Raw genomic sequence first — 24,830 nt, forward strand, 5'->3', positions numbered from 1 at the left:
CTTCGGAGATGACCGAGCACCTGACGGTGGCCTTCCTTGGCCTGGGCCATATGGGTGGGCCAATGGCGACGAATCTCGTTGCGGCCAAGCACGCGGTGCGCGGATTCGATCCGGTGCCGGCGGCGCTGTCCGCGGCGACCGAGGCCGGGGTCACCGGATTCGGCAGCGCCACCGACGCGGTGGCCGGCTCCGACGTGGTCATCACCATGTTGCCCAACGGGGAACTGGTCAAACGCTGCTACGCGGAAGTCCTGCCCGCGGCGCGGCCCGGCGCGTTGTTCATCGACAGCTCCACGATCTCGGTCAACGACGCCCGCGAGGTGCATGCGCTGGCCGAATCGAACGGCGTGACGCAGCTGGACGCACCCGTGTCCGGCGGGGTGAAGGGTGCCGTCGCCGGGACGCTGGCGTTCATGGTGGGCGGCGACGAGGACGCCCTGCGACGGGCGCGGCCGGTGCTGGAACCCATGGCGGGCAAGATCATTCACTGCGGTGCGGCCGGGGCGGGGCAGGCCGCCAAGGTGTGCAACAACATGGTGCTGGCGGTGCAGCAGATCGCGATCGGCGAGGCGTTCGTCCTGGCCGAGAAGCTCGGGCTGTCCGCCCAGTCCCTGTTCGATGTGATCACCGGGGCGACCGGCAACTGCTGGGCCGTGCACACCAATTGCCCTGTGCCCGGCCCGGTCCCGACGTCACCGGCCAACAACGACTTCAAGCCGGGTTTTGCGACGGCGCTGATGAACAAGGATCTGGGGCTGGCGATGGATGCGGTGTCCTCCAGCGGATCGGCGGCGCCGCTGGGCGCCCACGCCGCCGAGATCTACGCGAAATTCGCTGCGGATCACGCGGATAAGGACTTCAGCGCGGTCATCGAGATGCTGCGCGGCAGCTGAACTCACGCGGACTGGCTTCCACCACGCTGAGCGGCGAAGCGGTTCGTCGGATCCTGGTCATCTCGAACCCCGCTTCGCTCAGCAGATATCGATACTCGGCGGCCGTACGCTCCCGAGCGCCCAGATTCAACAGCATCTCCAGGTCCACCCAGTTTCCCGGGAAGTCGCGGTCGTGCTCCGGAATGACCATCTCGACCAGCAGCACCCTGGCCCGCGGGCCCGCCGCGGCGCGAACGTTACGCAGGATCCGGACCGCCATATCGTCGGGCCAGTCGTGGATGATGTTCTTGAGGATGTAGGCGTCACCCCCACCCGGAACGGTGTCGAAGAACGATCCCTCCGCGATGCGCACCCGGTCGGCCACACAGTGCTTTTCGAACAATGGCCGCGCGCTCGCGACGACCGAGGGCAAGTCGTACAGCACACCGCGCGAACCGGGCGCCGCCGCGAGGACGGCGGCCAGCAGCGGGCCGTGACCGCCGCCGACGTCGACGATCGTGGGGTAGGCGCCGAAGTCGTATCCGGCCACTACCGACGCGGTGGTCAGCTCCGAAATGTTCGTCATCGTCTCGTTGAAGAGCTCCGCGAGCTCGGGCTCATCGGCGAAGTAGGCGAAGCTGTCCTTGCCGTGCAGCGCCGGGACGACGGACAGACCGGTGCGGACCGAATCGACGAGCAGGGTCCATCGTTCGCGCTGCTCCCGCGATCCATAGAATCGTGCCGCCGATGTTGTCGACACCGGCGCATCCGAACGCAGCGTCGCCGCAAGGGGATTCAGCTCGTAGCGGCCGTCGCGGCGGCGGCGGAAAACCCCGCGGCCGATCAGCGCGCGCAGCAACCGTCGTAGCGCGTCGGCGTCCGCGCCAGCCCGGTCCGCCAGTTCCGCGATCGGCAGCGGGCCGTGGGCCAGCGCGTCGGCGATGCCCAACTGGGCCGCCACCGTGATCGCCTGCGAAGTCCAAGTGGCGGTGATCATTTCCATCATCGCCGCCGGCGGGGGGACCAGCCGCTGATGCGCCCGATACAGGTGATGACGGATCCACTCGACAACGCGGGCCAGCTGCGGCGGCGGCGGCTTGGCGCTCGTCGGCATCACCTCACCTCCGATCGGACGCGCGCCGGCGCGCCCGCCGCGAGCTCCCGACTGATCTGGGCGGACATCCGGCTGTGACTCACCTTGTGCAGGAACGCCGCCAGCGCCCAGGTCATGAACCGGTCCGAGATCATCGCCGCCGGCCTCAGCATGGACTCGCTGCGGGACACCTGCTGCGTGGTCACCCAGGACACGGCCCTGACCTGGCGCCGCCGGGTCTTTTCGTACCGGCGCAGCGCGCTCGCGAGATCACGTCTGCTGCCGGGAGGAACTGTCCGGACGAGATGAGAAAGCGCCTGGCACAACACCATCGTGTCGAGCAGCGCCTGGTTGGTCCCCTGCGCAAGGGTGGGCGGCATCGTGTGTGCGGCATCGCCGAGCAGCGTGACGGCGCCACGGCCCGCGCGGGGAATCGGATGGCGGAAATGCGGGAACGGCGAAGGGGCAAGGTCCTCATCGCTCAGCGTCACCAGCACGCGGTCGACAAGTTCGGACCACCCGGTGAAGTGGGAACGCAGCGTGTCGAGCGGGCGCGGCGGCCTGACGAAATCCGACGACCACGGCAAGTCGAACCACCACTGCAGATCCGAGCCTCCCGCCGGCCACAGGCCGAGGTTGCCATGCTCGCCGATGATCATGAGCGCGACGTTCCGATCGACGTCGCCCGGAAGCGTCACAAGTCCCTGCCAGCTGCACCAGCCCGTGGGCCGCGCGGCCGGCCCGCCGACATAGTCACGGACCCTCGAGTGCAGGCCGTCCGCGCCGATCAGCAGGTCCCCTTCGACCGAAGTGCCGTCGTCGAATTCGGCTCGCACCCCAGTGGGGGTGTTGGCGAAATGGGTGGCGCGGCGGTTGAACCGAATGCGCTGCGCGGGAAACCCTTCCAGCAGGCGTTCGAGCAGGAGCCGACGCGGGACCATCCGGACCGGTGCGCCCAATCGTGCCGTGACGGCAGTCAGGTCCACCGTGGTGATCCGGCGGCCGGTGGGTGTCGTGACGCGCACACTGGAAAGTAGCTGCCCGGCGCCGTCCATATCGACGCCGAGCTGGTCCAAAACCCTTGCGCCATTGGGCCAAATGGTTACGGCGCCCCCGCCCGGCTGCGAATCCGGGCGCCGCTCGAAGACGGTGACGTCATGCCCGTCGCGCATGAGTCCCCGGGCAACGGAGATGCCGCCGACACCGGCGCCGACGACGAGGACGCGAAGCGGCATCGGCGTCAGTTCCGCGTAGGGCCAAGGTTCATCGCAGACCTCCTACCGCTACCACGTAGGACGTCGGCGAGAGGTTCAAAAGTCGCCGGCGTGGCGCCGCAGTGTCTCAATGGACGACACGAGCGCTTCGGACTCATCGGCGTCGATTCCGATGTCGGCGAACACCTGCTCGTTGAGCGTGATGGTGGCGTCCTCGACGGTCGAGCGCCCGAGATCGGTGATCTGCACCAGTGTGGTGCGCCCGTCGGTGGGGTGGGGCACCCGCTGCACCAGCCCGTTGGCCTCGAGCCGGCGGATCGCATGCGTGACGCTGGTGACGTGGACCTGCAGGCGGTCGGACGCCTTGGTGATAGGCAGCGCGCCGCTGCGGCTGAAGGCCAACAGCCGCAACAATTCGAAGCGCGAAAAGCTCAAGTCGTAGGGGCGCAGCGCGTTCTCGACGCGGGCGAGCAGGATCCGGTGGGCCCGCATCACGGACGTCACCGCAACCATGCCCGGCGCCACGTCACCCCAGCCGGCCCGCGTCCAGTTCGCCCTCGCCAGTGCGATCGGGTCGGGTTTGTCGGATGCAGAAGGGGCCACGCCCTTTCTTACCGCACTTGGCCGCGATTTACCTCAGGCTCGTGGCTTTGCCACCGCGGCCAGCACCGCTCGGGTGGATGCGCGGCTCCCGACGGTGATCCGCGCACCTCCGTCGGGATAGTGCCGGACCTTCAGCCCGGCCTCACCGAACACCTGTTGCCAGTGCCGCCCGACGGGCGGCAGGTAGACGAAGTTGGCGTGTCCGTCGGTGGTGCGCACCCCCAACGCGGCGAGGCGCCGGGACAGGTAGTGCCGCTCACCGGCGATTCGCAGAATCCGTTGCCGCAACTGGTCGTCGGCCGCATAGGATGCGGCCACCGCGACCAGGCTGGTGATCCCCATGCCGAACGGCAGCTGCATCTTCCACAGGATCGCGGCGAGCTGCGGTGCGGCGAACCCGTAGCCGATACGCAGTCCGGCCAGGCCGTAGGCCTTCGAGAACGTCCGCAGCACCACGACATTCGGGAAGCGGCGCACCAGATCCGGCCCGCCGACGCGGTGCTGGGGGGCGACGAACTCGATGTAGGCCTCGTCGAGCAGCACGACGGTGTCGTCCGGCACGCGGCGCAGGAATCGTTCGACCTCCGCGACGGGCTCCATGGTTCCGGTCGGATTGTGCGGCCGGCACAGCACGACGACTTTCGCGTCCGCCGCCGCCTCGGCCATGGCCCGCAAATCGTGGTGACCGGATTCGTGGAGCGCAACGGTGACCGGCGTCAGGTGGGCCATCTGCGCGAAGATCGGATACCCGTCGAATGTCGGTTCGCTCAACACAACTCGGTCGCCGGGCCGCGTCACCGCGTACAGGACCTGCATCGCCACCCCGCTCGCCCCGGCTCCGAGGACGACCTGCTCGTCACCGACCCCGACGTGCCGGGCGACCAGGGTCCGCATCCGTTCGGGCCGGAATTCGGGGTAGCGGTTGGCGGCGTCGATCGAGCGGATCAACGCCGACCGCACGGCCGGCAGCGGCGGGAACGGGTTCTCGTTGAGGGACAGCGCCAGCGGATCGATCGCGTCCGGCAGTGCGCCGCCCAGCTCGACGGGGTCCGCTTCCAGCACGGCCGACATCAGTCTCGCCCGCCCCACCGGACGGCGGCCGCGCCCGCGAAGTCACCGGCGTGCGCGAAGGCGGCCATCAGCACCATGTCGCCGGCCTTGAGCTGGCCGTCGGATATCGCGCGGTCGAGGTTGATGGGGATGCCGGCGCCGAACAGGTTGCCGCACTCGTCGAAGGTGTCGCGATGGCGTTCGGCCGGCACGTCGAGCGCCTCGCGCCAGTTGCGCAAGAACACCCGATTGGGCTGATTGGTCACCAGCAGGTCGATCTCTTTGGACGGCAGGCCGATCCGGTCGCACACCGCGAGCGCGACTTCGGGGACCTGCCTGTTTCCGCGCGCCAACACCTTGGTGATCTTGCTTTCGGTGAAACCGATGCAGCCTTCACCCGGTCCGGGTTGCCACCATTTGCGGGGCGGGTCGACGGCGATCGTCATGTCGCCGGCGTATTCGCCGTAGGTGCGGCACTCGACGTCGAGAATCGGTGAATCGTCCGACAGCGTGACGAGTCCCACGGCGGCGCCGTCGCCGGGCACCGACGACTGCGCCTTCGCCCGCACGCCGGGTTGGTCGAAGATCTGCCCGGCGGCGTTCTGCGCGACCGCGATCAGTGCGGTGCGCCCTTCGCCGGACGTCAGGAGACGTCGGGCTACCTTGAGCGCCAGCACGAACGCCGCGCACCCGCCGTTGTGCAGATCCAATACCCAGTCGGGTCGCATGCCCAGGCGGTGCGCGATGCTGCCGCCCCCGCCGTAGAACGGCATGTCGGGCATTTGAGTGTGGGTGATCAGCACGTCCACGTTGGCGATGACGTCGTGGCCGTTGCGTTCGATGACACCGGCGGCGGCCCGCTCCACCATGTCGACCGCGGTTTCGTCGGCCGCGACGTGATGGCGGAATTTAGGGGCGCGGAACATCAGGTTGTCGGCCAGCTCATCGGAGCCGGCGAACTGCGCGTAATAGCTTGCGCCGATGGGCTTTCCGGGCAGGTAGGTGGAGACGTCGGTCAGGCTCGCGCTCGGTTGCTTCATTGTGCGGTGCTCATCTCATCCAAACCGGCGTGATCGGCAGGCCGTTGCGGTGGCGGTACTCGGCGATGGTCTTGAGGTTGTGCAGTTCGACCCCGTGGCCGGCACCGAAGATGTCCCAGAAGTCACCCACCCAGCCCGTCCGATCCGGCGGCGCGGCGTCGGTGTACGGGTTGTTGTCGTAGAAGGGGTGGTGGCAGTTGGTCCACAGCACAACGGAACCGGGCTTGTTCAGCACCAGCTGCGCGTCGACGACCCGCATCAGGTAGATCATCCACAGGTGCTCGCCCTGGTCCCAGGCGCAGTGGTAGTCGACGGTGCCCGCCTCGGCGTTGGCCACCGTTCGGGTGAAAATCTTGGTATCCGGCAGCAGCCGGTCGTGGGCCAGCCACAGCCCGGGCTCATTGGTGGGGGTGAAGTCGCGCAGCGTGTAGGTCCACTCCTCGAGGCTGCGCGTGTCGGCCAGGTATTCGAACAGCTCGTCGGGTGGGCAGTCGACGTAGTCGCTGACCGTGCAGTACCGCCCGAAGACCTCGTCGTGCGGGTACACGGACCGCATCTGTGCCATGAACATCGGCGCGGTCTTCTCGAGCGGCGAGGTCTCGATGCGGACCAGCCCCTCGATCGGCTCGGTGGTGCCGGTGTGAACGTGAATGTCGTCAAGCGCGGGCAGGGACATCTGATCTTTCCCCTTCAGGTGTCGGTCGGCCAATGCATTTGGTCGCTTGCTGGTTCAAAAATGTTGCGAAGGGCGGGATTTCGTCGGCGGAGCACTCAACGCTGATCACCGACGGGCCATCGGTGGTCAGCGTCCCGTCGAGCACGGCGGCCAGCGCGTCGACGTCGGCCACGTCTATCGCCGAGAGCCCCGGGAACATCGCCGCCAGCCCGGCGCCCAGCCGGCTGGGGCCGAACCGGTTGTAGCTGTACAGGTCGTCGTAGAACAGCTGCTCGCGGGTCACGCACATGGCGTGGGCGTTGTTGTTGAACAGGACGAACGTCACCGGCAGCCGGTACTGCACCGCCGTGTGAACTTCCATGCCGTGCATGAAGAATGCGCCGTCGCCGGCGATGACGACCGTGCGCCGGCTGAGCCGGCTGCCCACGGCACGGCCGAAGGCCATCCCGATGGCGGCACCGAAGCTGTAACCCATGCCCCCCATGCCGAGCGCGACGGCGAACCGCCCAGCACGGCGGACCGGCAGATGATGAATGGCCGCCGCACCGGTGTTGCCCGCGTCGACGACGATGTCCACCCCGTCGGGCAGCATCCGGTCCAGCACCGTCAGCGCATCGCGGTAGCGGACGCCGGGACCGCGGTACGGCGGTGGGCGCAGTTCGGTGTCGATCACGAAATCGGGCACCCGCAGGCCCCGCGGCCGGCCCCGCCCGGACAGTTCCATGGCCACCATGCGCAACGAGGTCCGCAGGTCGTCGGTGTACACGTGCGCGCATTCGACGTAGGGAGCCGCGGACCCGATCGAGACCGTCCGCGCCGCCGTCAGCGCGTCGTCGAGGCCCGCCCGGGCCGTCACCGACAGGCGGGTGCCCACCACCAAGCACACCGTGCTGTCACCGACCGCCTCGGCCACGCCGGGATGCCCCATGACACCGGTCACGCCCAGCGCCGAGGACGAGCCCGAACCCGGCGTGCCCGCGACGTCTTTGGCGTCGGGCACGCATGCCACCCGTGCGCGCAGCAGCGCGCGCAGCGCCTCCAGCTCCGCTCGGGCGTCGTCGCGGGCCACCTGCTCGCCGGCGATGATGGTGACCGGCCCATCGGGGGCGCGTAGCGCGCGCAGTACCGGATCCAGATCACCGATCCGGGGCGCCACCGACGGACCGGCGGCATGCCCTTCGCGACTGATGACCGTGACCGGCTTCTGCTGAATGTCCTTGGGCAACAACAGGACAGCCGGGCCACCGCCGCGTGCGGCCGCGATGGCCTCGGGCAGGGCGGTGACGATGTCGGAGGGCGTCAGCACTCGTTGGCACCAGACCGATACCGCCGAGAACAGCGCCTCGGCATCCAGCGCGCCATTGCGGCCGCTGGTGTCCTGGAAGCTGCCCCGACCGTCCATCGTTGTCGCCGGCTGGCCGACCAATGCCAGCACCGGGACGCGACTGGCCAACGATTCCCCAAGGCCGGGAACAAGATTGAGAGCTCCCCCGCCGGAAGTCGCCGCCACGACGCCCAGGCCCGCGCCGCTGCGGCTGTACCCGTCGGCCATCGTGGCCGCGGAGAATTCATGCTTGGCCAGCACGGCGGTGATGTCCGCGCAGAAGTGTGCGGCGTCGTAGAGATCTTCGATGTTGGCGCCGTCGACACCGAAGATGTAGTCGGCGTCGGTCCTCGCGAGATGCTCGACGATGTGGTCGACCACCCGGTGTTGCCTCGACATCTGCTCACCTAACTTATGACGATGCCAGTGACACGACCCGCGGGTGACTTCAGTTCACTCCGGCAGCGGATGCCCGCGGACTGCCAGCGCTTTTAGATATGTGTCAAATAGCTGTGGAACCGGCCATCCGGGTCGTAGGCGGCGCGCACCCGGTCCAGCCGTGCCATGTTCGGTTCGGTGACGAATCGCGCGGGGCGCCGGCACAGGTTCTCGTCCGCCAGCGAGATACCGGTCGCCAGGTGCGACATGGCGGCCATGTTGGACGCGGCCCAGTCGCGGTACCGTTCGTCGTCCGCCGGGTCCCGCCAGATGGTGTACAGCGCCAAATAGATGTCGTCTTCGAGGCCGTACGCCATCTCGGTGCGGCTCGGCGACGTCTTCCAGCCCGTGAAGATGAAGTGTGACGGGTGCGGCGGCATGGTGTCGATGATCCGGCGGATGCCGGGCAGTAGTTCTTCGGCGGAAGCCGCGGTGAACATGCTGTCCGCAATGTAGCGGTGGCCCTTCGGGTAACTGGTCATCACCGCCGTGTACCAATTGGCCAGGGTCGTCGGCGCGTAGGGAAGGCCGACGATCGCCTTATCGACGACCGGGCAACTGCCCAGCGGCGCAAGGGCTTTGGCCGCCTCGTCTTCCGAATCGGCGAAGACGGGCGAGGCGATCGTGATGCCCGGCTGCTCGAGGCCGGCTCCCGGGAAGCTGCGGGCGGTATGCATCTGCAGTTCGACCCGGTCGTCGAGCTCGGCGCTGATCGAGCGCGCCCACGTGAAGACGTCGTCGGCGAGTTTGATCGGGTACATGTACAGGCAGGTGCCCCACACCGCCGGACGCGGATAGACCCGTAGCTTGAACGAGGTCACCACGCCGAAGAAGCCGGGGCCCGAACCTCTTGCAGCCCAATACAAATCGGGGTGGTTCTCGGGATCGCAATAGATCCGCTCACCGTCCGCGGTGATCACCTCCAGCCCCAGCACGCTCTCGCACGCCGGCCCGAGGGCCCTGCTGTTCCAGCCGTAGCCGCCCTGCAGCAGATAGCCACCGAGGCAGATCCCCTCGCAATGGCCCGCGGGGAAGAACAGGTTTTGCGCGTCGAGTTCGGCCGCGAAGGCGCTGGCGCTCTTTCCCGGGCCGACGTTCGCGGTCATCCGTTGCGGATCGACGCTGCAGTGGTCGAGGCGGCTGACGTCCAGGAGCAGGCCGTCGTCGCGAAGGTGGCTGGCGACCCAGCTGCGCCCTCCCGAACACACCCCGACGCGGTGCCCGTTCGCCCCCGCGTAACGCAGCGCCGAGACCACGTCGTCGGCGTCGCGCGCCTGCACGATGACATCCGGAAACCGTTCCGGCACAAGGCCGTTCCACACGGTGTCGAGACGGGCCGTTTCGTAGCCGGCTTCGCCGCGAAAGAAAGTGCGTTCGGTGGTGAGCAGGGCCATTCGCGTTCCTTACACCGTCGCCAGTTGGTCGCTGTTCTGCGACCTTTTGAGGTAACCCGCGACCTTGGCGGCCAGCGGCGTGGCGGCCAGCCGGATCGCCCGCAGCGGGCCGTTCGGCGGAATCCCGTATCCGATCGCGAAGAGTCCCTCGCCGACGTGGCAGGCGAAGCCGCCGCGCGGGTTGCCGTGCTCGTCGAGGACGCCGAGGTGGCCGACCACACCGCGCAGGTTCGCCTCGAACCCGGTTGCGGTGATGATCACCTCGGGTGCCACCGACGTGCCGTCGGCGAGGATGACGGAGCCGGATTGCAGCCTGGTGACCGCGCCGACGACTTCGACGCGGCGCGCTCGCACCGCGTCGACCAGCCCGTCGGCCAGCGTGGGAATGCGTCCGCGGGTCTCGACGGTCGCTTTGAGTCCGACCGCCGGCCGCCGAAAACCGTAGCGGGACAGGTCGCCCCACATCAGGCGGGTCGCGCGGGCGATCAGCGGATCGACCATGCGGGCGGGGACCCGTGCGGACAGTTCGAGGAAGATGTCCGACGGGAACCCGCCGATGGCCCGCCGCACCAGGTGCGGCGGGGTGCGCACCGCCAGCCAGATCCGGCGGGCGCCGTCGTCGGCCAACTGCACGGCGATGTCGGCGGCGGAGTTACCCGCCCCGACGACGAGCACGTCTCGGCCGCGATACGGCCACGCGTTGACGAAGTCCGCGGAGTGAACGATCTCGCCTTCGAAGCTTTCCAGCCCCGGCCAGCGAGGGGCGACCGGCGCGCCATAGTTTCCGGTTGCGAGAACGACTGTCCGGCTTTTGATTTCGCCCGTCGATGTGTCCAGCCGCCACACTCCCCCGCAGCGGTCGAGCGAGTGGACTTCGCACCCGAGCAAGAGCGGGATCTGCTGCCGCACGACGTAGCGATCGAAGTAGCGGACCATGTCCTCCTTGGTAGGCCAACGGCCGGCACTCAACGGGATACGTTGTCCTGGTAGGTGAGACAAGAACCCCGTCGTGTTGAGGCGGAAGTCGTCATAACGCGTGCGCCAGGAGATCGCCGGGGCCGCCGCCCGGTCGAGCACGAGCGCTGTGACACCGTGCCGATGGTGGAGTTGCCGCGCGACGGCCAGGCCCGCGGGCCCGGCTCCGATGACAACGGCATCGACGCTGTCCCGAAGCCCGGCCGCGAGGTGGGTCCTTGGCATGCCGGTGTAACGACAGGCGAGGCCGTTGGGTTCACCGCGCGGTGTTTACAGAGAGCGCTGCAACAGGACCTGTCCGGTGTCGGCGGCAACCACCTGCACGGCGGCGATCTGGTCGACCGGAGTCGAGATCGCACCCGCCGGGGTCGCCGTGTGCCCGGGCACGGCCACCCATGTCGCCAGCCGGGTCTGGCTGCCGTCGCGGCCCAACACGACCATCGCGAGGGTGTCATGGTGCGCGGTCAGCGGAGCCAGGCACACGCAGCGCAGGTTGATCGACGTCCCCCAGTGCTGGCCGCTGACGGCCACCGTCGACGTCAGCAGGCTGGTGCCCACCTGCGCCATCGGCTCCGCCGACGCGGTCATCTGCTGCGACGGGGCCGACGACCACCCGTGCAGGCCGACGAACACCGCGATGGCCAGCACCGCGGCCGCGGCCGTCGACGCCACCCAGGTCACCACCCGGGCGCGGCGGCGCCGCCAACGAACCGTCGCCAGCAGGGACGGCAGCAATTCCTCAGACATCTGCGGGGCCGGACCGGACTGGTCGATGGCGGCCACCTCGTCACGGTCGAGCTGTGACAGCAGCGCCGGCACCCCGCTGAGATCGGCGACCGCGGACCGGCAGGCCGGGCAGTGGGTCAGGTGCGTCTCGAATTCGCGCCGTTGCGCGGCCGACAACGAGCCCAACACGTATGCGGCGTCCCACATCGCATAACGATCTTCGGGAGGGCCGATATCGCGCACCGGCGTCCTCATTTCATCCATCTCTCTCACCCCTCGCGCATTCGGAGCCCCTCATCGGGTGACCCCAAGTTCTTGCAGAGTGAGCCGCAACGCCCGCACGGCATAGTGTAGTCGCGACTTCACCGTCCCCTCTGCGATTCCTAGGTCTGCAGCAGTCTGTGTGGTGGTCCAACCGCGGTAGTAGGACCGTTCGATCACCGCGCGGTGCTCGGCGGACAATTGGGCGATCGCGTCCGCTATCAGCAACCGGTCCAGCGCCGCATTGACCTCGTCCGGCGTGGACTGTTCGGGCGCGCCCTCGACGTCTGTGGAGCCGACGACGTTGCGGAAACGCGCGCTGCGCCGGTCGTCGATGATCATGTTGCGGGCCACGGTGAACAACCACGCCCGCGCCGAGCGCTCGGTGTCGCCGATGACCTCGGGGTGTTGCCACGCCCGCAGCAGCGTTTCCTGAACCACATCCTCGGACTGGCTCGCGTCCCCCGTCAGCCGCAGCGCATACCGCCACAGCACCGCGGCGTGCTCGTCGTAAAGCGCCTTCATCAGAGCGGCTTCGGCGGGGCCGGTCACTCCGCGACTGCCAGGAACCCGAGCCACTCGATCACCTCCTGCCGGGGAAACGAGGCGAGTGGGCGTTTAGTTCAAGGCTAGTCGGCGACTAAGCCGAGGTCAGGATGCGTGGCCCGGCGTCGGTGACCGCCACGGTGTGCTCCCAGTGGGCCGCCCGCGACCCGTCGGTGGTGGTGACCGTCCACTGGTCATCGAGCACCACGGTCTTGCCGGTTCCCAGCGTCAGCATCGGTTCGATGGCCAGCACCGATCCGGCGGCCAGCAGGGGGCCGCGTCCCGGCGAGCCCTCGTTGGGCAAAAACGGGTCCATGTGCATCTGGCGGCCGATGCCGTGGCCGCCGTAGCCCTCGACGATCCCGAACGACCGCGCATGGCGGGCCTCGGCGTCGCGGGTGCCCATCTCGATGGCGTGCGAGACGTCGGTCAACCGGTTACCGGGCACCATGGCCGCGATCCCCGCCTCCAGCGATTCCCTGGTCGCCTGCGACAAGGCTTCGTCGGCCGCATCCAGCGTCCCCACTCCGAAGGTGATCGCGGCGTCGCCGTGCCAGCCGTCGAGCACCGCCCCGCAATCGATCGACACCAGGTCACCGGGCGCCAAAATCTCGGCGGCCGAGGGAATCCCGTGCACCACGCGCTCGTTCACCGACGCGCAGATCGACGCGGGGTACCCGTGATAGCCCAGGAACGACGGCACCGCGCCGGCGTCCCGGATCACGGATTCGGCGATCTGGTCCAGGCTCAGCGTCGACACCCCGGACGCCGCGGCCGCGTGGACCGCCCGCAAGGCCGCCGCCACCACCGCGCCGGCCGCGGCCATCGCGTCGAGTTCGCCGGCACTGCGCTGCGGCACCACCTTGCGACCCCGCAGCCGCGCCAGCGGGTTCATCCCTACTTGCCCAGCGCCTGCAGCGCGCGGGCGAACACTTCGTCCATGGTGCCGATGGCGTCGACCGTCTTGAGTTCGTCGCTGTAGTAATCCAGCAGCGGCGCGGTCTCGGCGCGGTAGATCTTCATCCGGTTCAGGATGACGTCGTCGGTGTCGTCGGCGCGCCCGCGGCCCTTCAGCCGTTGCAGCAACTCGTCTTCGGAGACCCGGAATTCCAGCACGGCGTCGATGTCGGTGCCCCGGCGTCCCAGCATGTCGTGCAGCGCCTTGGCCTGCTCGATCGAGCGTGGGTACCCGTCCAGGATGAAACCGTTGGCCGCGTCCGATTCGTTCAGCCGGTCGTCGACGAGCTGGTTGGTCAATTCGGAGGGCACCAGGTCGCCGGCATCGAGGTAGCGCTTGGCCTCCAGGCCGAGCTTGGTGCCGTTCTCGATGTTGCTACGGAACAGCTCCCCGGTGGAGATTTGCGGGATCCCCAGCTTCTCCGCGAGCTTCTGGGCCTGCGTCCCCTTGCCCGCCCCCGGCGGTCCCAGCAAAACGACTCTCACTTGAGGAACCCTTCATAGTTGCGCTGCATGAGCTGGCTCTCGATCTGCTTGACCGTATCCAAGCCCACGCCAATCATGATCAACACCGCGGTACCGCCGAACGGCAGATTCTGCACCGCTCCGCTATTGCCGATCTGCAGGAACAAGTTGGGCAGCACCGAAATTGCGCCGAGGTAGATCGAGCCCGGCAGGGTGATGCGGCTCAGCACGAAACGCAGGTAATCGGCCGTCGGCTTGCCCGGCCGGATGCCGGGAATGAAGCCGCCGAACTTCTTCATCTCGTCGGCGCGCTCGTCGGGGTTGAAGGTGATCGAGACGTAGAAGTACGTGAAGAAGATGATCAGGCCGAAGTAGATGGCGATGTACACCGGGTCGCTCGGGTCGGACAGGTAGGTGCCGACGAACTTGTCCCACCAGCTGTTGCCCACGCCTCCGGCGCCGCTGCGGATCAGCTGGGTGATCAGGTGCGGGATGTAGATCAGCGAGGACGCGAAGATCACCGGGATAACACCGGCCTGGTTGACCTTGAGCGGCAGATACGTCGACGTTCCGCCGTACATGCGGCGCCCGACCATGCGCTTGGCGTACTGGACGGGGATCCGGCGCTGGCCCTGCTCGACGAACACCACGCCGACGATGATGACCAGCGCGGCGATCAGGACCGCGCCGAAGATCATCCCGCCGCGGCTGTCCAGGATCTGCTTGCCTTCGGCGGGGATGCGCGCCGCGATGCCCACGAAGATCAGCAGGGACATGCCGTTGCCGATGCCGCGCTCGGTGATCAGCTCACCCATCCACATCACCAGCGCCGCCCCGCTGGTCATCACCAGCACGATGACGACCAGCGTGAAGATGCTCTGGTCGGCGATGATGTCGAGCGAGCAGCCCTGCAGCAGCCCACCGTTGGCCGCCAGGGCCACGATGCTGGTGGCCTGCAGGATGGCCAGCGCGATGGCCAGATACCGGGTGTACTGCGTCATCTTGGCCTGGCCGGATTGGCCTTCCTTGCGCAGCTCCTCGAACCGCGGGATGACCACCGTGAGCAGCTGCACGATGATGCTGGCGGTGATATAGGGCATCACCCCCACCGCGAACACGGTGAGTTTGAGCAGCGCACCACCGGAGAACAGGTTGATCAGCGAATAGATCTGTCCGGCCGCGCCGCCGCTGGCCTCTTTGATGCACTGCTGGACGTTAGGAAAGTTGACGCCAGGGGACGGTAGCGCGGCGCCGACCCGATACAAGACGACGATGCCAAGCGTGAAGAGGATCTTCCGTCTCAGGTCGACTGTCCGCAGCGATGAGATGAAAGCGGAAAGCAACTCTTCCTCCTGCGCAGCCGGGGTTTCCTGCATCACGCGCCCAACACCCGCAGGCCAGGACGTACGGCCGCCTTATCTAAAGCGCGTCAAACCGTGTACGAGACTAACAGCTGGTACGCCAAGGTCTGGTCAGGGCCTTTGCGTCGGCCTTTCGATACCCCGCAGCCGTAAGCCGTGAGGCGTAGAGTTCGTCGTGACTCGTTGCATTTGCTAAATAACTTGGGAGCAGCATGACACGCACTGACCAGGACAGCTGGGACCTGGCCTCGAGCGTCGGTGCCACGGCCACGATGGTCGCCGCGGCCCGCGCACTGGCCAGCGAGGCCGGCAACCCGATCATCAACGACCCGTTCGCCGCGCCCCTGGTGCGCGCCGTCGGTCTGGATTTCTTCCGGCGCCTGGTCGACGGTGAGGTCGCCGGGTCCGAGGGCTACGAGGGTAGGGGCAAGGATCTGGGGCTGGAGACCGACTCCATCGCGGTGCGCACCCGCTTCTTCGACGACTTCTTCACGGGCGCCGCCCGCGACGGGGTCCGCCAGGCCGTGATCCTGGCGGCCGGCCTCGACGCCCGCGCCTACCGGCTGAGCTGGCCGCCCGGCTGCGTGGTCTACGAGGTCGACCAGCCGGCCGTCATCGAGTTCAAGAGCGCCACCATGTCCAGCCTGGCCGCCACGCCGGCCGCCGAGCGGCGCACTGTCGGCGTCGACCTGCGCGACGACTGGCCGGCCGCGCTGCGCGCCAGCGGTTTTGACGCGACGCAACCGAGCTCGTGGAGCGCCGAAGGCCTCCTGATGTACCTGCCGCCCGAGGCCCAGGACCGGCTCTTCGACAACATCACCGAGCTCAGCGCCCCCGGCAGCGTGCTGGCCACCGAGTACCACCCCGCCGCCGCGGGCACGACGATGTCGCAGCGCGCCCAGGAATTCAACGACAGGTGGGCCAAAGTCGGCTGCGACATCGACCTGTCGGGCCTGTTCTTCGACGGCGAGCGCAGCAACGTCGTCGACTACCTGACCGGCAAGGGCTGGGAGGTGGCCGCCCGCCCGCGCCGCGAGCTGTTCGGCGACTACGGCCTGGAATTCCACGACGACGAGGCGACGGCGCAGTTCCGCAACATCGTCTCCGTCACCGCCACCCTGCGCTGAAAGCTCAGCGGGGGTTGGCCGCCGGTGCGCGCACGACCATGGGCACCGCGGGGAAACACCACGCCATCTCCGAGCGCGACTTGCGCAGCGCGGCGGTGCCGTAGCCCCGCTTGCGATGATCGGGGTGGATCCAGATCCGGACGTCGACCTCGCCGCGGACCAGCTCGCCGAACACCATGCCGACCTTCTCGCCGGAGTCGATGGCCACGAACCACGCGGCCTCTTCGTCGGCGACGCGTGCCAGCGCGGCCTTGATCTCGTCGTCCACGTTGCCGGCGGGTCCACCGGAGCCGTCGCCGGCGAAGCCGATGTCCTCGGTGCGCACGGCGAAGATGTCGCGGTCGGCCGCGGCGGAGAAGGGCCGCAGCTCGAGCGTCTCGCCCAGGCTCGCCGGACGCTCGCCCAGGGTGAAGCTCAGCTGCTTGTTCAGGTCTTCGAGCTCGGCGAGGATCTTGCGGCGCGAGTCGACGGTGAGCTGATCGAACGACATGCCCATCACCGCTTCGGCGGCGACGTGGGAGGTGTCGAGCAGGCGGACGATCGCCTCCACCGCGGCCGCCTTGTTCTCCGATTCCACGACGACGTCGGCGATTTCGTGCCGTCGCTCAAGGGCTTTCAACAGTGCGTCCGCGATTTCGCGGCGGGCGGCTTTGCGGTCCTGGTCGGTCATTGCACCAGCCTAGAACGCCGGTGGTGTCACCGCGCTACATCTGCGGCTCCCCAGCTCCCCGAAGCGCTGATAGCGATCCTCGACCGCGCTCGCCCAGGCGGGATCTGGCTCGACGATGCGATCGATGCGGGCCCATCGGGCGGCATCGGCGATGGTCGTCTCCAGCCCAACCGCCATCCGCGCCAGAAATGCCGCTCCCAGCGCCGCCCCTTCCGCCACCCCGGAGACCTCGACCGGCCGCCCGGTGGCGTCGGCGATCGCCTGCAGCCACGGCCCCACTCGTGTGCCGCCGCCGGTGGCCACGATGCGCGACACCGGGGCGCCGCCGAGTTCGATGAGGCTGCGGACCACGAAGCCGGACGCCTCGTAGGCGGCGCGCCGCAGCGCGGCGGCGTCGTGGGTGAGATCCAGGGCCTCGAGCACGCCCCGGCGGTCCCGATCGTGAAACGGCGTGCGCTCACCGCGCAGGTAGGGCGCCCACACCGGAACGCGCCCTGGTTCGACATCGGTCGGATCCGCCGCTGCCACAACGCGATCCACCCAGCCCAGGAACAGCCCGCCCGCGTTGCTGGCACCGCCGATCTGGCTCTTGCCGGGCGTGGTGTGCGGAATGGTCCACAGGCCGGGCATCTGCCGCGCCTGCGAGATGGTGGTCCACACGATCAGCGTGGTGCCGCACATCACCAGTACGTCGCCGTCGTGGTCGGCGCCGGCGACGATCTGCTCGCACAGCGCGTCGATGGCGCCGGTGGCCAACGCGGCGTCGGTGCCGCGCACCTGCCCGACGACGGCTCCCATGCTCTCCACTCGGGGCATCTGTTCGACGGCCGCGCCGCGCTCGGCGCAGGCCTCGGCATTCCAGCCGGTCCCGTCGAACAGGGGGAACGCGGTGGCGGCGGTGGCGATGTCGATCACCGGCTGGCCCGCCAGCGCGTGGTTGGCCACCGCCGGCGCGGGCCAGTAGCCGGCCGCGCCCGGTGCGTGGGCGGCCGTCCAGCGCAGGAACTCCGCGGCCTCGCCGAGCGCGGGCAGCGGCTGCGCTTGTTGTTCCGGGCCGCCGGGCGCGCGGCCCCGGCCGTCGCCGTAGAGAAGCCCCGGGGTGATGGGCGTGCCGCTGTCGTCGACGGCGGTCATCGACGGCACCATCGCGGAGACGGCCGCCGCCGCGATGCCGGGCTGGTGGATCAGCTCGCCCAGGGCCGCCGACGGCCCACGGCGCCACGCCGCCTCGGCGTCGTGCTCGAGCTGGTCGGGCGCCGGCACCCGCAGCTCATGCGGGATGCGCACGCGGCCCGTCACGTTGCCGTCGGCGTCGGCGGCTATCGCCTTGACCGCGGTGCTGCCGACGTCGATGCCGATTGTGACGTCTTTGCGTGACACGGGCGTCACCGTACGCCAGCATTGGCACTCGTGACGTCTAAACCGCGCGCCTTGGTGACCGCCCCGCTGCGGGGGGCGGGCTTCGCCAAACTGCGTGAGCTGGCCGACGTCGTGTACGACCCCTGGATCGAGCAGACCCCGCTGCGCATCTACAGCCCCGAGCAGCTGGCCGAGCGAATCACCGCCGAATCCGCCGAAATCGTGGTGGTGGAAGGCGATTCGGTGCGCGGCCCGGTGTTCGGCCTCGGCGTGCGGGCGATCGCGTCCACCCGCGGCGACCCCAACAACGTCGACATCGCGGGCGCCACCGCGGCCGGTATCCCGGTGCTCAACACCCCGGCCCGCAACGCCGATGCCGTCGCCGAGATGACAGTGGCCCTGCTGCTGGCCGCCACCCGTCACGTGCTGAGCGCGGACGCGGATGTCCGCAGCGGCAACATCTTTCGGGACGGCAGCATCCCGTATCAGCGGTTTCGCGCCGCCGAGATCGCCGGCCTCACCGCGGGCCTGGTGGGCCTGGGCGCCGTCGGCCGGGCGACGCAATGGCGGTTGTCCGGATTGGGCCTGCGGGTCATCGCGCACGACCCCTACAACCCCGACGCCCGGCACAGCCTCGACGAGCTGCTGAGCGAGGCCGACGTGGTCTCGCTGCACGCCCCGGTCACCGACGACACCGCAGGCATGATCGGCGCGCGGGAGTTCGCCGCCATGCGCGACGGCGTGGTCTTCCTCAACACGGCGCGCGCCCAGCTGCACGACACCGATGCCCTGGTGGACGCCCTGGCCGCGGGCAAGGTGGGCGCCGCGGGGCTCGACCACTTCGCCGGCGAATGGCTGCCGGTCGATCACCCGCTGGTGGCGATGCCCAACGTGGTGCTGACGCCGCACATCGGGGGCGCCACCTTCGACACCGAGGCGCGGCAGGCGCAGATGGTGGCCGACGACCTGGAGGCGCTGCTGGCCGGCAAGGCGCCCGTTCACATCGTCAACCCGGAGGTGCTGGGGCCATGAAGTACGTCGACAACCCGGAAGCCGCGGTGCTGGACGCCGCCAAGGACATGCTGCGCCGCGGCCTGGTGGAGGGGACCGCGGGAAACATCTCGGCCCGGCGCGCCGACGGCAACGTCGTCATCACCCCGTCGTCGGTGGACTACCGCGACATGCAGCTCGACGATCTGGTGCTGATCGACGCGGACGGCTCGGTGCTGCAGGCGGCCGAGGGCCGCTCACCGTCGTCGGAGATGCAGCTGCACCTGGCCTGCTACCGGGCCTTCGACGACATCGGCAGCGTCATCCACAGCCATCCGGTGTGGGCGACCATGTTCGCCATCGCCCACGAAGCGATCCCGGCGTGCATCGACGAGTTCGCGGTGTACTGCGGCGGCGACGTCCGGTGCGCCGACTATGCCGCATCGGGCACGCCGGACGTCGGCACCAACGCCGTGAAGGCGCTCGAGGGACGCGGCGCCGCGCTGATCGCCAATCACGGCCTGGTGGCGGTGGGACCGCGGCCGGACAAGGTCCTGCACATCACCGCCCTGGTCGAGCGGACCGCCCAAATCGTCTGGGGCGCACGCGCACTCGGCGGCCCGGTGCCCATTCCCGAGGACGTCAACCGTAACTTCGCATCGGTGTACGGCTATCTGCGCGCCAACACGTGACGCGAACCTTACGGTGTGAGTCATGGCGCCATATCGCGTAGTCCAGTGGTCGACCGGCAACATCGGCAGTCGAGCGCTCGGCGTCCTGCTGGACCGCGGCGACTTCGACGTGGTGGGCGTTCACGCGTTCGGTTCGGACAAGGTGGGCCGCGATGTGGGTGTGTTGGCCGACCGAACCCCCATCGGTGTGCAGGCAACAGCGGACGCCGACGCGTTGATCGGGCTTCGGCCGGACTGTGTGAACTACATGCCCCGCGTCATCGACTACGAGCTGGTGATCAGGATGCTGCGCTGCGGCATCAACGTCGTCACGACGGGAGATTTCCTGACCGGCACCCATCACCCGGCCGAACTGCCGGCTCTCGAGGAGGCGGCGCAGCAGGGGCGGGCGACCTTTTTGGGCACGGGATTCGAGCCGGGCTTCATCAACGTCGTCGCCGGGTTCCTCACCGGTGCCTGCCGACGCGTCCGCAGCGTCAAGCTCGTCGAAACATTGGACTGCACAACCTATCCCGTAGAGGCCGTGTGGAAGGTGCTCGGATTCGGCAAACCACCCCGTGAGCGGGTGACTTACCTCGACCCGGAGACGCAGCGATACGGTCTCGGCTACTTCGAGACGCTGGACATGATCGCCGCCATGTTGGGCACCGAGCTCGACGCCAAGCAGGCATTCGTCGAACCCGCCGTGGTGACAAGGGATTTGAATCTAGGCTGGGTAAACTATGCCGCCGGCACCGCCGGGGGCCAGCGGCGCACCTATCGCGGCTATCGTGGCGGCCGCCCGGTGGTCGAGTTGGCCATCTGCTGGACCATGAGCGACGACGCGCTCGACCCGAAATGGACCGACCCCAAGGGATTCAGTGTGGTGATCGACGGTGAACCACTCATCGACGCGACCATCCGGTTCGGCAGACCCGGTGAGGACGTGATGACCGTGTTGATGGACAGCACCGCCGTCGCGGCGGTCAACGCCATACCGTTCGTTTGTGACGCGCCGCCGGGTGTCATCACCCCGATCGACCTGCCGATCACCGGATCCCAAGGGGCACTTGCCTAGCGCTGGTCGATCCCCACCTTCACCGCGCCGCTGTCCCCCTGGTTCGCGATCGCCGAGAAGGCGTCCCGCCATTGCGCCAGCCCGAAGGTGTGGGTGAGCATGGGACGCAGGTCCATCCGCCCGGCGGCGGCCAGGTCGAGGTAATGGGCGATGGCGTGCTTGCGCTGCCCGTCCACCTCTTCGATGCCGAACGCGTTCGAGCCGACGTACGAGATCTCCTTGAAGTAGAGCGGGCTGTCCTCCCAGCGGCCGGGGGCGTGAACACCGGCCTTCACCAATGTCCCCCGCGATCGCAGGACCCGCACGCCGACTTCGAAAGTCTCGGGCTTGCCGACGGTGTCGTACACGACGTCGACCGCGCCGGGGTGAGCCATCGGCAATCCCTGCAACGGCTGGCGCAGCCGGCCACCGCCCCACGCGACCAATTCCTCGATGACGGCCAGGCGCGGTTCGTGCGCAAGGACTTTCGCGGCACCGAACCGGCGAGCCAGCTCGGCCTGCGCGGCGAAGCGCGCCACCACCGCGACGGCCACGTCGGGATACAGCGCCCGCAGGATCGCGACCGCACACAACCCCAGCGAGCCGGCGCGGTACACCAGCGCGGCGCCGGAGCGGGGCGGCGGGTGGCGGGTGATCGCGTGCAGCGACACCGAGAACGGGTCGGCGAACACGGCCATCTCGTCGGGCATCGACTCCGGCACGGCGAACAGCATGCTGTCGTGCGCGGGCATCAGTTCGGCGTAGCCACCCGTCACGTCGGCCGAGACCCCGGTGTGAATGCCCGGCTTGATGTCGCCGTCGGCGAAACTCCAGCACAGGGTGTAATCACCGGCTTCGCATGCGGGACAGGGCGGTTGGATGCCGCGCGGCCCGCAGGACAGCCACGGGTTGAGCACTACTCGCTCGCCGACCTGCAGCCCTCGGGCCCTGGGGCCGAGCGCCACCACGTCGGCGACCACCTCGTGGCCCATGACTTGCGGGAACGAACAGAACGCCGCCATGGCGTTGTCGGTGTCGCCCTCGCCGAAGTCCATCAGGATCTGCTTGGAGTCCGACCCGCAGATCCCGGTCAGCCGCGGCCGGGTGATCACCCAGTCCTCATGCGGCAGTTCCGGATCCGGCAGATCGCGCAGGGCGGTCGGGGTTTGCGCCAGGTTCCGGGTCAACGCGTTGGCGTCGTCGGGGACCTCGAAAGGCTCCGGCGGCACGCCGTAGACGAGGGCCTTCACCGGGACGCCATCCCCGCCGCCCCGGCGATGAACGCATCCAGGTCGGCGTTCTTGGCGTCGACGACGGCCTTCATGTCGGGCACGTAGTGCTCGAAGCGCTCACTGCCCAGGGCCTCGATGATGCCGTTGGCCACCACGTCCGCGGCCACCTTGGGTCCCTGGTAGAGCGGTTCCTCGCTGCCCGGGTGGTCCCATATCTCGGTGTCGACCGGGCCCGGCTCGATCAGCTTCACACTGATCGGTGTGCCGTGCAGGTCGACGGCCATCGACTCGCTCCAGCCGCAGAGCGCGAATTTGCTTGCACAGTAAGCGGCTTCGTGGATTATACCGAGCCGGCCGCCGACGCTGGACACGTTGACGATCATGCCGGATCCGCGTGTCAGCATCCGCGGCAACAGCGCCAGCGTCAGGCGCATCGGGGCGAAGAAGTTGACCCGCATGACGTCTTCGGCCTCGTCCGGGTCCAGTTCGACGACGCTGCGCCGCTTGGGCATCGCGGCGTTGTTGATCAGCACGTCGATGCCGCCGAGCGCATCCCAGGCCCGCAGCGCCAGGTCACCCAGCGCCGACGCGTCGGCCAGGTCGGCCACGAACATCGCCGATCCGGGTGAGGTGTGCCGGCAGTCGGCCAGTACCTCGCCCAGCCGGTCCCGCCGGCGCGCTATCAGCCCCACCACCGCGCCGCGGGCGGCCAGCTGCCGCGCCAGGGCCGCCCCCAATCCCGACGAGGCACCCGTGATGAGCACCCGCTTGCCAGCCGCCGCGTACGTCATCAGTAAAGGTTGCCGCTAAACGCGGGAAGCGTACAGTGGGGGAAGCTTGTTATATCGGCTAAATATTAGATTGACTATCTCCGATAGGGGCACAAACATGACTTCCACCAGGTACGAAGGCGACACCTGGGACCTGGCCTCCAGCGTCGGGGCGACCGCGACGATGGTCGCGGCGGCCCGCGCGATGGCCACCCGCGCCGAGCGCCCACTGATCGACGACCCGTTCGCCGAGCCGCTGGTCAAGCTGGTCGGCGTGGACCTGCTCTCGCGGCTGGCCAGCGGCGAGCTCGATCCCGCCGAGCTGAACGACGTGCACGACGGCGCCGCGGGGTCCGCCGGGGCGATGTCGCGGATGGCCGACAACATGGCGGTCCGCACCAAGTTCTTCGACGAGTTCTTCCTGGCCGCGACCAACGCGGGTATCAAGCAGGCGGTGATCCTGGCCTCCGGCCTGGACGCCCGCCCCTACCGGTTGGCGTGGCCGGCCGGAACGGTGGTCTACGAGGTGGACCAACCGCAGGTCATCGAATTCAAGACCCGCTCCCTTGCCGATCTTGGGGCCGTCCCCACCGCCGAGCGCCGGGTGGTGGCCGTCGATCTGCGCGACGACTGGCCCACCGCGCTGCGCAACGCCGGCTTCGACCCGTCCCAGCCCACCGCCTGGAGCGCCGAGGGACTGCTGGGCTACCTGCCGCCCGAGGCGCAGGACCGCCTGCTGGACACCATCACCGAGCTCAGCGCGCCGGGCAGCCGGCTGGCCACCGAAAGCGCCCCCAACCCTGAGCCCGGCGACGAGGACAAGGTGAAGGAGCGCATGCAGACGATCTCCGAGCGCTGGCGTGCGCACGGGTTCGAGCTGGACATGGCGGGCCTGGTCTACTTCGGCGACCGCAACGAGGCGGCTGGATACCTGGCCGATCGCGGGTGGCGGCTGAACAGCGCCAGCATCGCAGAACTGTTCGCGGCCAATGGACTTGACCCGCTCACCGACGACGACATGCGCATGGGCGAGATGCTGTACACCTGGGGGATCTATGAGTGAGGGACGCGCCGAGGGCGACAGCTGGGACCTGGCGTCCAGCGTGGGAGCGACGGCCACGATGGTCGCCGCATCCCGCGCCGTGGCGTCGCAGGGACCCAACCCGCTGCTTGACGATCAACTGGCCGATCCTCTGGTCCGCGCCGTCGGGTTGGACCCCTTCATCCGGATCATCGACGGTGAGGTCGATTTCGGCGACGACCCGCTGATGAACCGCAAGACCAGGGCCGAGCAGATCACGGTGCGCACCAGGTTTTTCGACGATTTCTTCGCCAACTCCGGTGTCCGCCAAGCGGTGATCCTCGCTTCCGGCCTGGATACCAGGGCCTACCGCTTGTCGTGGCCCGCGGGCACGGTGGTTTACGAGATCGACCAACCGCAGGTCATCGCGTTCAAGACCAATACGCTGGCCGGCCTCGGTGCCACCCCGACCGCCGAGCGCCGCACCATCGGCATCGACTTGCGCGACGACTGGCCAACCGCCCTGCGCGAGGGGGGATTCGATGTTTCCCAGCCGACCGCGTGGAGCGCCGAAGGGCTGCTGCCCTACCTGCCGCCCGACGCCCAGGACCGGCTGTTCGACAACATCACCGCGCTCAGCGCGCCGGGCAGCCGGCTGGCCACCGAACACGTGCCGGACCCCAATTCCTTCACCGACGAGCGCCTGCAGCGCATCACCGAGCGGTGGCGGCGTGCCGGGTTCGGCCTCGATGCGGGTGACCTGTTCTACCGGGGCGATCGCAGCGTCGTCGTCGACTACCTGACCGAGCACGGGTGGGATGTGAGGGCCCACGCCGTCAGGGAACTGTACGCGCGCAACGGCTTCGAATTCCCCGAAGAACTGGTCGCCGCCTTCGGCGACCTGAGCTACGTCGCCGCGACTCTCAAGTAGGGTTCCA

25 protein-coding genes are annotated in these 24,830 nt (G+C 68.7%); 7 read left to right on the top strand and 18 right to left on the bottom strand.

From position 1 onward, the window contains the following. The first annotated feature begins 8 nt into the window (after positions 1-8). Positions 9-893, top strand: a complete 885-nt coding sequence (mmsB, locus tag AC5Y30_RS20525; protein ID WP_499920657.1) for a 3-hydroxyisobutyrate dehydrogenase — start codon at positions 9-11, stop codon at positions 891-893. Here mmsB and AC5Y30_RS20530 read toward each other — a convergent pair. The 14 genes from AC5Y30_RS20530 to secY all read right to left on the bottom strand — a co-directional run bounded on the left by AC5Y30_RS20530 (position 868) and on the right by secY (position 14,977). After that, positions 868-1,986, bottom strand: a complete 1,119-nt coding sequence (locus tag AC5Y30_RS20530; protein WP_499920659.1) for a methyltransferase — start codon at positions 1,984-1,986, stop codon at positions 868-870. The genes mmsB and AC5Y30_RS20530 overlap by 26 nt on opposite strands. After that, the gene (locus AC5Y30_RS20535; RefSeq protein ID WP_499920661.1) at positions 1,986-3,200 is read right to left on the bottom strand and encodes an FAD-dependent oxidoreductase; all 1,215 of its coding nucleotides are present in this window, start codon (positions 3,198-3,200) and stop codon (positions 1,986-1,988) included. The genes AC5Y30_RS20530 and AC5Y30_RS20535 overlap by 1 nt, the downstream gene beginning before the upstream one ends. A 75-nt stretch (positions 3,201-3,275) precedes the next feature. Beyond that, a complete protein-coding gene (locus tag AC5Y30_RS20540) occupies positions 3,276-3,782 on the bottom strand; it encodes a MarR family winged helix-turn-helix transcriptional regulator (protein WP_499920663.1) in 507 nt (168 codons plus the stop codon). Positions 3,783-3,815: 33 nt separating this feature from the next. Beyond that, complete coding sequence (locus tag AC5Y30_RS20545) at positions 3,816-4,853, bottom strand: pyridoxal phosphate-dependent aminotransferase (RefSeq protein ID WP_499920665.1); 1,038 nt, start codon at positions 4,851-4,853, stop codon at positions 3,816-3,818. Continuing rightward, positions 4,853-5,872, bottom strand: a complete 1,020-nt coding sequence (locus AC5Y30_RS20550) for a 3-oxoacyl-ACP synthase III family protein (RefSeq protein ID WP_499920667.1) — start codon at positions 5,870-5,872, stop codon at positions 4,853-4,855. Before AC5Y30_RS20550 ends, AC5Y30_RS20545 begins: the two co-directional genes overlap by 1 nt. Positions 5,873-5,882: 10 nt before the next feature. Next, positions 5,883-6,548, bottom strand: coding sequence for an SRPBCC family protein (locus AC5Y30_RS20555; RefSeq protein ID WP_499920669.1), 666 nt, complete (start codon positions 6,546-6,548; stop codon positions 5,883-5,885). Further along, entirely contained in the window at positions 6,529-8,271 is a 1,743-nt protein-coding gene (locus tag AC5Y30_RS20560) for a thiamine pyrophosphate-binding protein (protein WP_499920671.1), read from the bottom strand. Before AC5Y30_RS20560 ends, AC5Y30_RS20555 begins: the two co-directional genes overlap by 20 nt. Before the next feature lie 92 nt (positions 8,272-8,363). After that, positions 8,364-9,704 (bottom strand): FAD-binding oxidoreductase, encoded by a 1,341-nt coding sequence (locus tag AC5Y30_RS20565; protein ID WP_499920673.1) that lies wholly within the window; start codon positions 9,702-9,704, stop codon positions 8,364-8,366. A 9-nt stretch (positions 9,705-9,713) separates the two neighbouring features. After that, positions 9,714-10,904: a flavin-containing monooxygenase gene (locus AC5Y30_RS20570; RefSeq protein ID WP_499920675.1), complete on the bottom strand. Its 1,191-nt coding sequence runs from the start codon at positions 10,902-10,904 to the stop codon at positions 9,714-9,716. A gap of 45 nt (positions 10,905-10,949) precedes the next feature. Then, on the bottom strand, positions 10,950-11,660 hold the full coding sequence (locus tag AC5Y30_RS20575) for an anti-sigma factor family protein (RefSeq protein ID WP_499920780.1): 711 nt from the start codon (positions 11,658-11,660) through the stop codon (positions 10,950-10,952). A gap of 39 nt (positions 11,661-11,699) precedes the next feature. Then, entirely contained in the window at positions 11,700-12,218 is a 519-nt protein-coding gene (locus tag AC5Y30_RS20580) for a sigma-70 family RNA polymerase sigma factor (RefSeq protein ID WP_499920782.1), read from the bottom strand. A gap of 88 nt (positions 12,219-12,306) precedes the next feature. Next, positions 12,307-13,107, bottom strand: coding sequence for a type I methionyl aminopeptidase (map, locus tag AC5Y30_RS20585; RefSeq protein ID WP_499920677.1), 801 nt, complete (start codon positions 13,105-13,107; stop codon positions 12,307-12,309). A gap of 2 nt (positions 13,108-13,109) precedes the next feature. Then, the gene (locus tag AC5Y30_RS20590; protein WP_499920679.1) at positions 13,110-13,655 is read right to left on the bottom strand and encodes an adenylate kinase; all 546 of its coding nucleotides are present in this window, start codon (positions 13,653-13,655) and stop codon (positions 13,110-13,112) included. Continuing rightward, positions 13,652-14,977 (bottom strand): preprotein translocase subunit SecY, encoded by a 1,326-nt coding sequence (secY, locus tag AC5Y30_RS20595; RefSeq protein WP_499920784.1) that lies wholly within the window; start codon positions 14,975-14,977, stop codon positions 13,652-13,654. The genes AC5Y30_RS20590 and secY overlap by 4 nt, the downstream gene beginning before the upstream one ends. Before the next feature lie 230 nt (positions 14,978-15,207). Here secY and AC5Y30_RS20600 point away from each other — a divergent pair, with 230 nt between their 5' ends. Then, on the top strand, positions 15,208-16,122 hold the full coding sequence (locus AC5Y30_RS20600) for a class I SAM-dependent methyltransferase (RefSeq protein WP_499920681.1): 915 nt from the start codon (positions 15,208-15,210) through the stop codon (positions 16,120-16,122). A gap of 4 nt (positions 16,123-16,126) precedes the next feature. On the opposite strand, the gene AC5Y30_RS20605 is transcribed toward AC5Y30_RS20600, so the two are convergent. Together AC5Y30_RS20605 and AC5Y30_RS20610 are read right to left on the bottom strand one after the other, a co-directional pair. Beyond that, on the bottom strand, positions 16,127-16,792 hold the full coding sequence (locus AC5Y30_RS20605) for a GNAT family N-acetyltransferase (protein ID WP_499920683.1): 666 nt from the start codon (positions 16,790-16,792) through the stop codon (positions 16,127-16,129). Between the two features lie 9 nt (positions 16,793-16,801). Beyond that, entirely contained in the window at positions 16,802-18,172 is a 1,371-nt protein-coding gene (locus AC5Y30_RS20610) for a xylulokinase (RefSeq protein ID WP_499920685.1), read from the bottom strand. 30 nt (positions 18,173-18,202) lie between these two features. On the opposite strand from AC5Y30_RS20610, the gene AC5Y30_RS20615 reads away from it, so the two are divergent. The 3 genes from AC5Y30_RS20615 to AC5Y30_RS20625 are packed head-to-tail and all read left to right on the top strand — an operon-like array spanning position 18,203 to position 20,890. Next, on the top strand, positions 18,203-19,183 hold the full coding sequence (locus tag AC5Y30_RS20615; protein WP_499920687.1) for an NAD(P)-dependent oxidoreductase: 981 nt from the start codon (positions 18,203-18,205) through the stop codon (positions 19,181-19,183). After that, on the top strand, positions 19,180-19,833 hold the full coding sequence (locus AC5Y30_RS20620; protein ID WP_499920689.1) for an L-fuculose-phosphate aldolase: 654 nt from the start codon (positions 19,180-19,182) through the stop codon (positions 19,831-19,833). Before AC5Y30_RS20615 ends, AC5Y30_RS20620 begins: the two co-directional genes overlap by 4 nt. Before the next feature lie 22 nt (positions 19,834-19,855). Continuing rightward, on the top strand, positions 19,856-20,890 hold the full coding sequence (locus tag AC5Y30_RS20625) for an NAD(P)H-dependent amine dehydrogenase family protein (protein ID WP_499920691.1): 1,035 nt from the start codon (positions 19,856-19,858) through the stop codon (positions 20,888-20,890). Here AC5Y30_RS20625 and AC5Y30_RS20630 read toward each other — a convergent pair. Together AC5Y30_RS20630 and AC5Y30_RS20635 are read right to left on the bottom strand one after the other, a co-directional pair. Further along, complete coding sequence (locus AC5Y30_RS20630; protein ID WP_499920693.1) at positions 20,887-22,119, bottom strand: zinc-dependent alcohol dehydrogenase; 1,233 nt, start codon at positions 22,117-22,119, stop codon at positions 20,887-20,889. The two genes, AC5Y30_RS20625 and AC5Y30_RS20630, sit on opposite strands and share 4 nt — an antisense overlap. After that, positions 22,116-22,892 (bottom strand): SDR family NAD(P)-dependent oxidoreductase, encoded by a 777-nt coding sequence (locus tag AC5Y30_RS20635; RefSeq protein WP_499920697.1) that lies wholly within the window; start codon positions 22,890-22,892, stop codon positions 22,116-22,118. Before AC5Y30_RS20635 ends, AC5Y30_RS20630 begins: the two co-directional genes overlap by 4 nt. Positions 22,893-22,989: 97 nt before the next feature. On the opposite strand from AC5Y30_RS20635, the gene AC5Y30_RS20640 reads away from it, so the two are divergent. After that, entirely contained in the window at positions 22,990-23,934 is a 945-nt protein-coding gene (locus AC5Y30_RS20640; protein ID WP_499920699.1) for a class I SAM-dependent methyltransferase, read from the top strand. Further along, positions 23,927-24,823, top strand: coding sequence for a class I SAM-dependent methyltransferase (locus AC5Y30_RS20645; RefSeq protein WP_499920701.1), 897 nt, complete (start codon positions 23,927-23,929; stop codon positions 24,821-24,823). Before AC5Y30_RS20640 ends, AC5Y30_RS20645 begins: the two co-directional genes overlap by 8 nt. Positions 24,824-24,830 lie beyond the last annotated feature (7 nt).

Source organism: Mycobacterium sp. NGS27, from assembly GCF_059813005.1.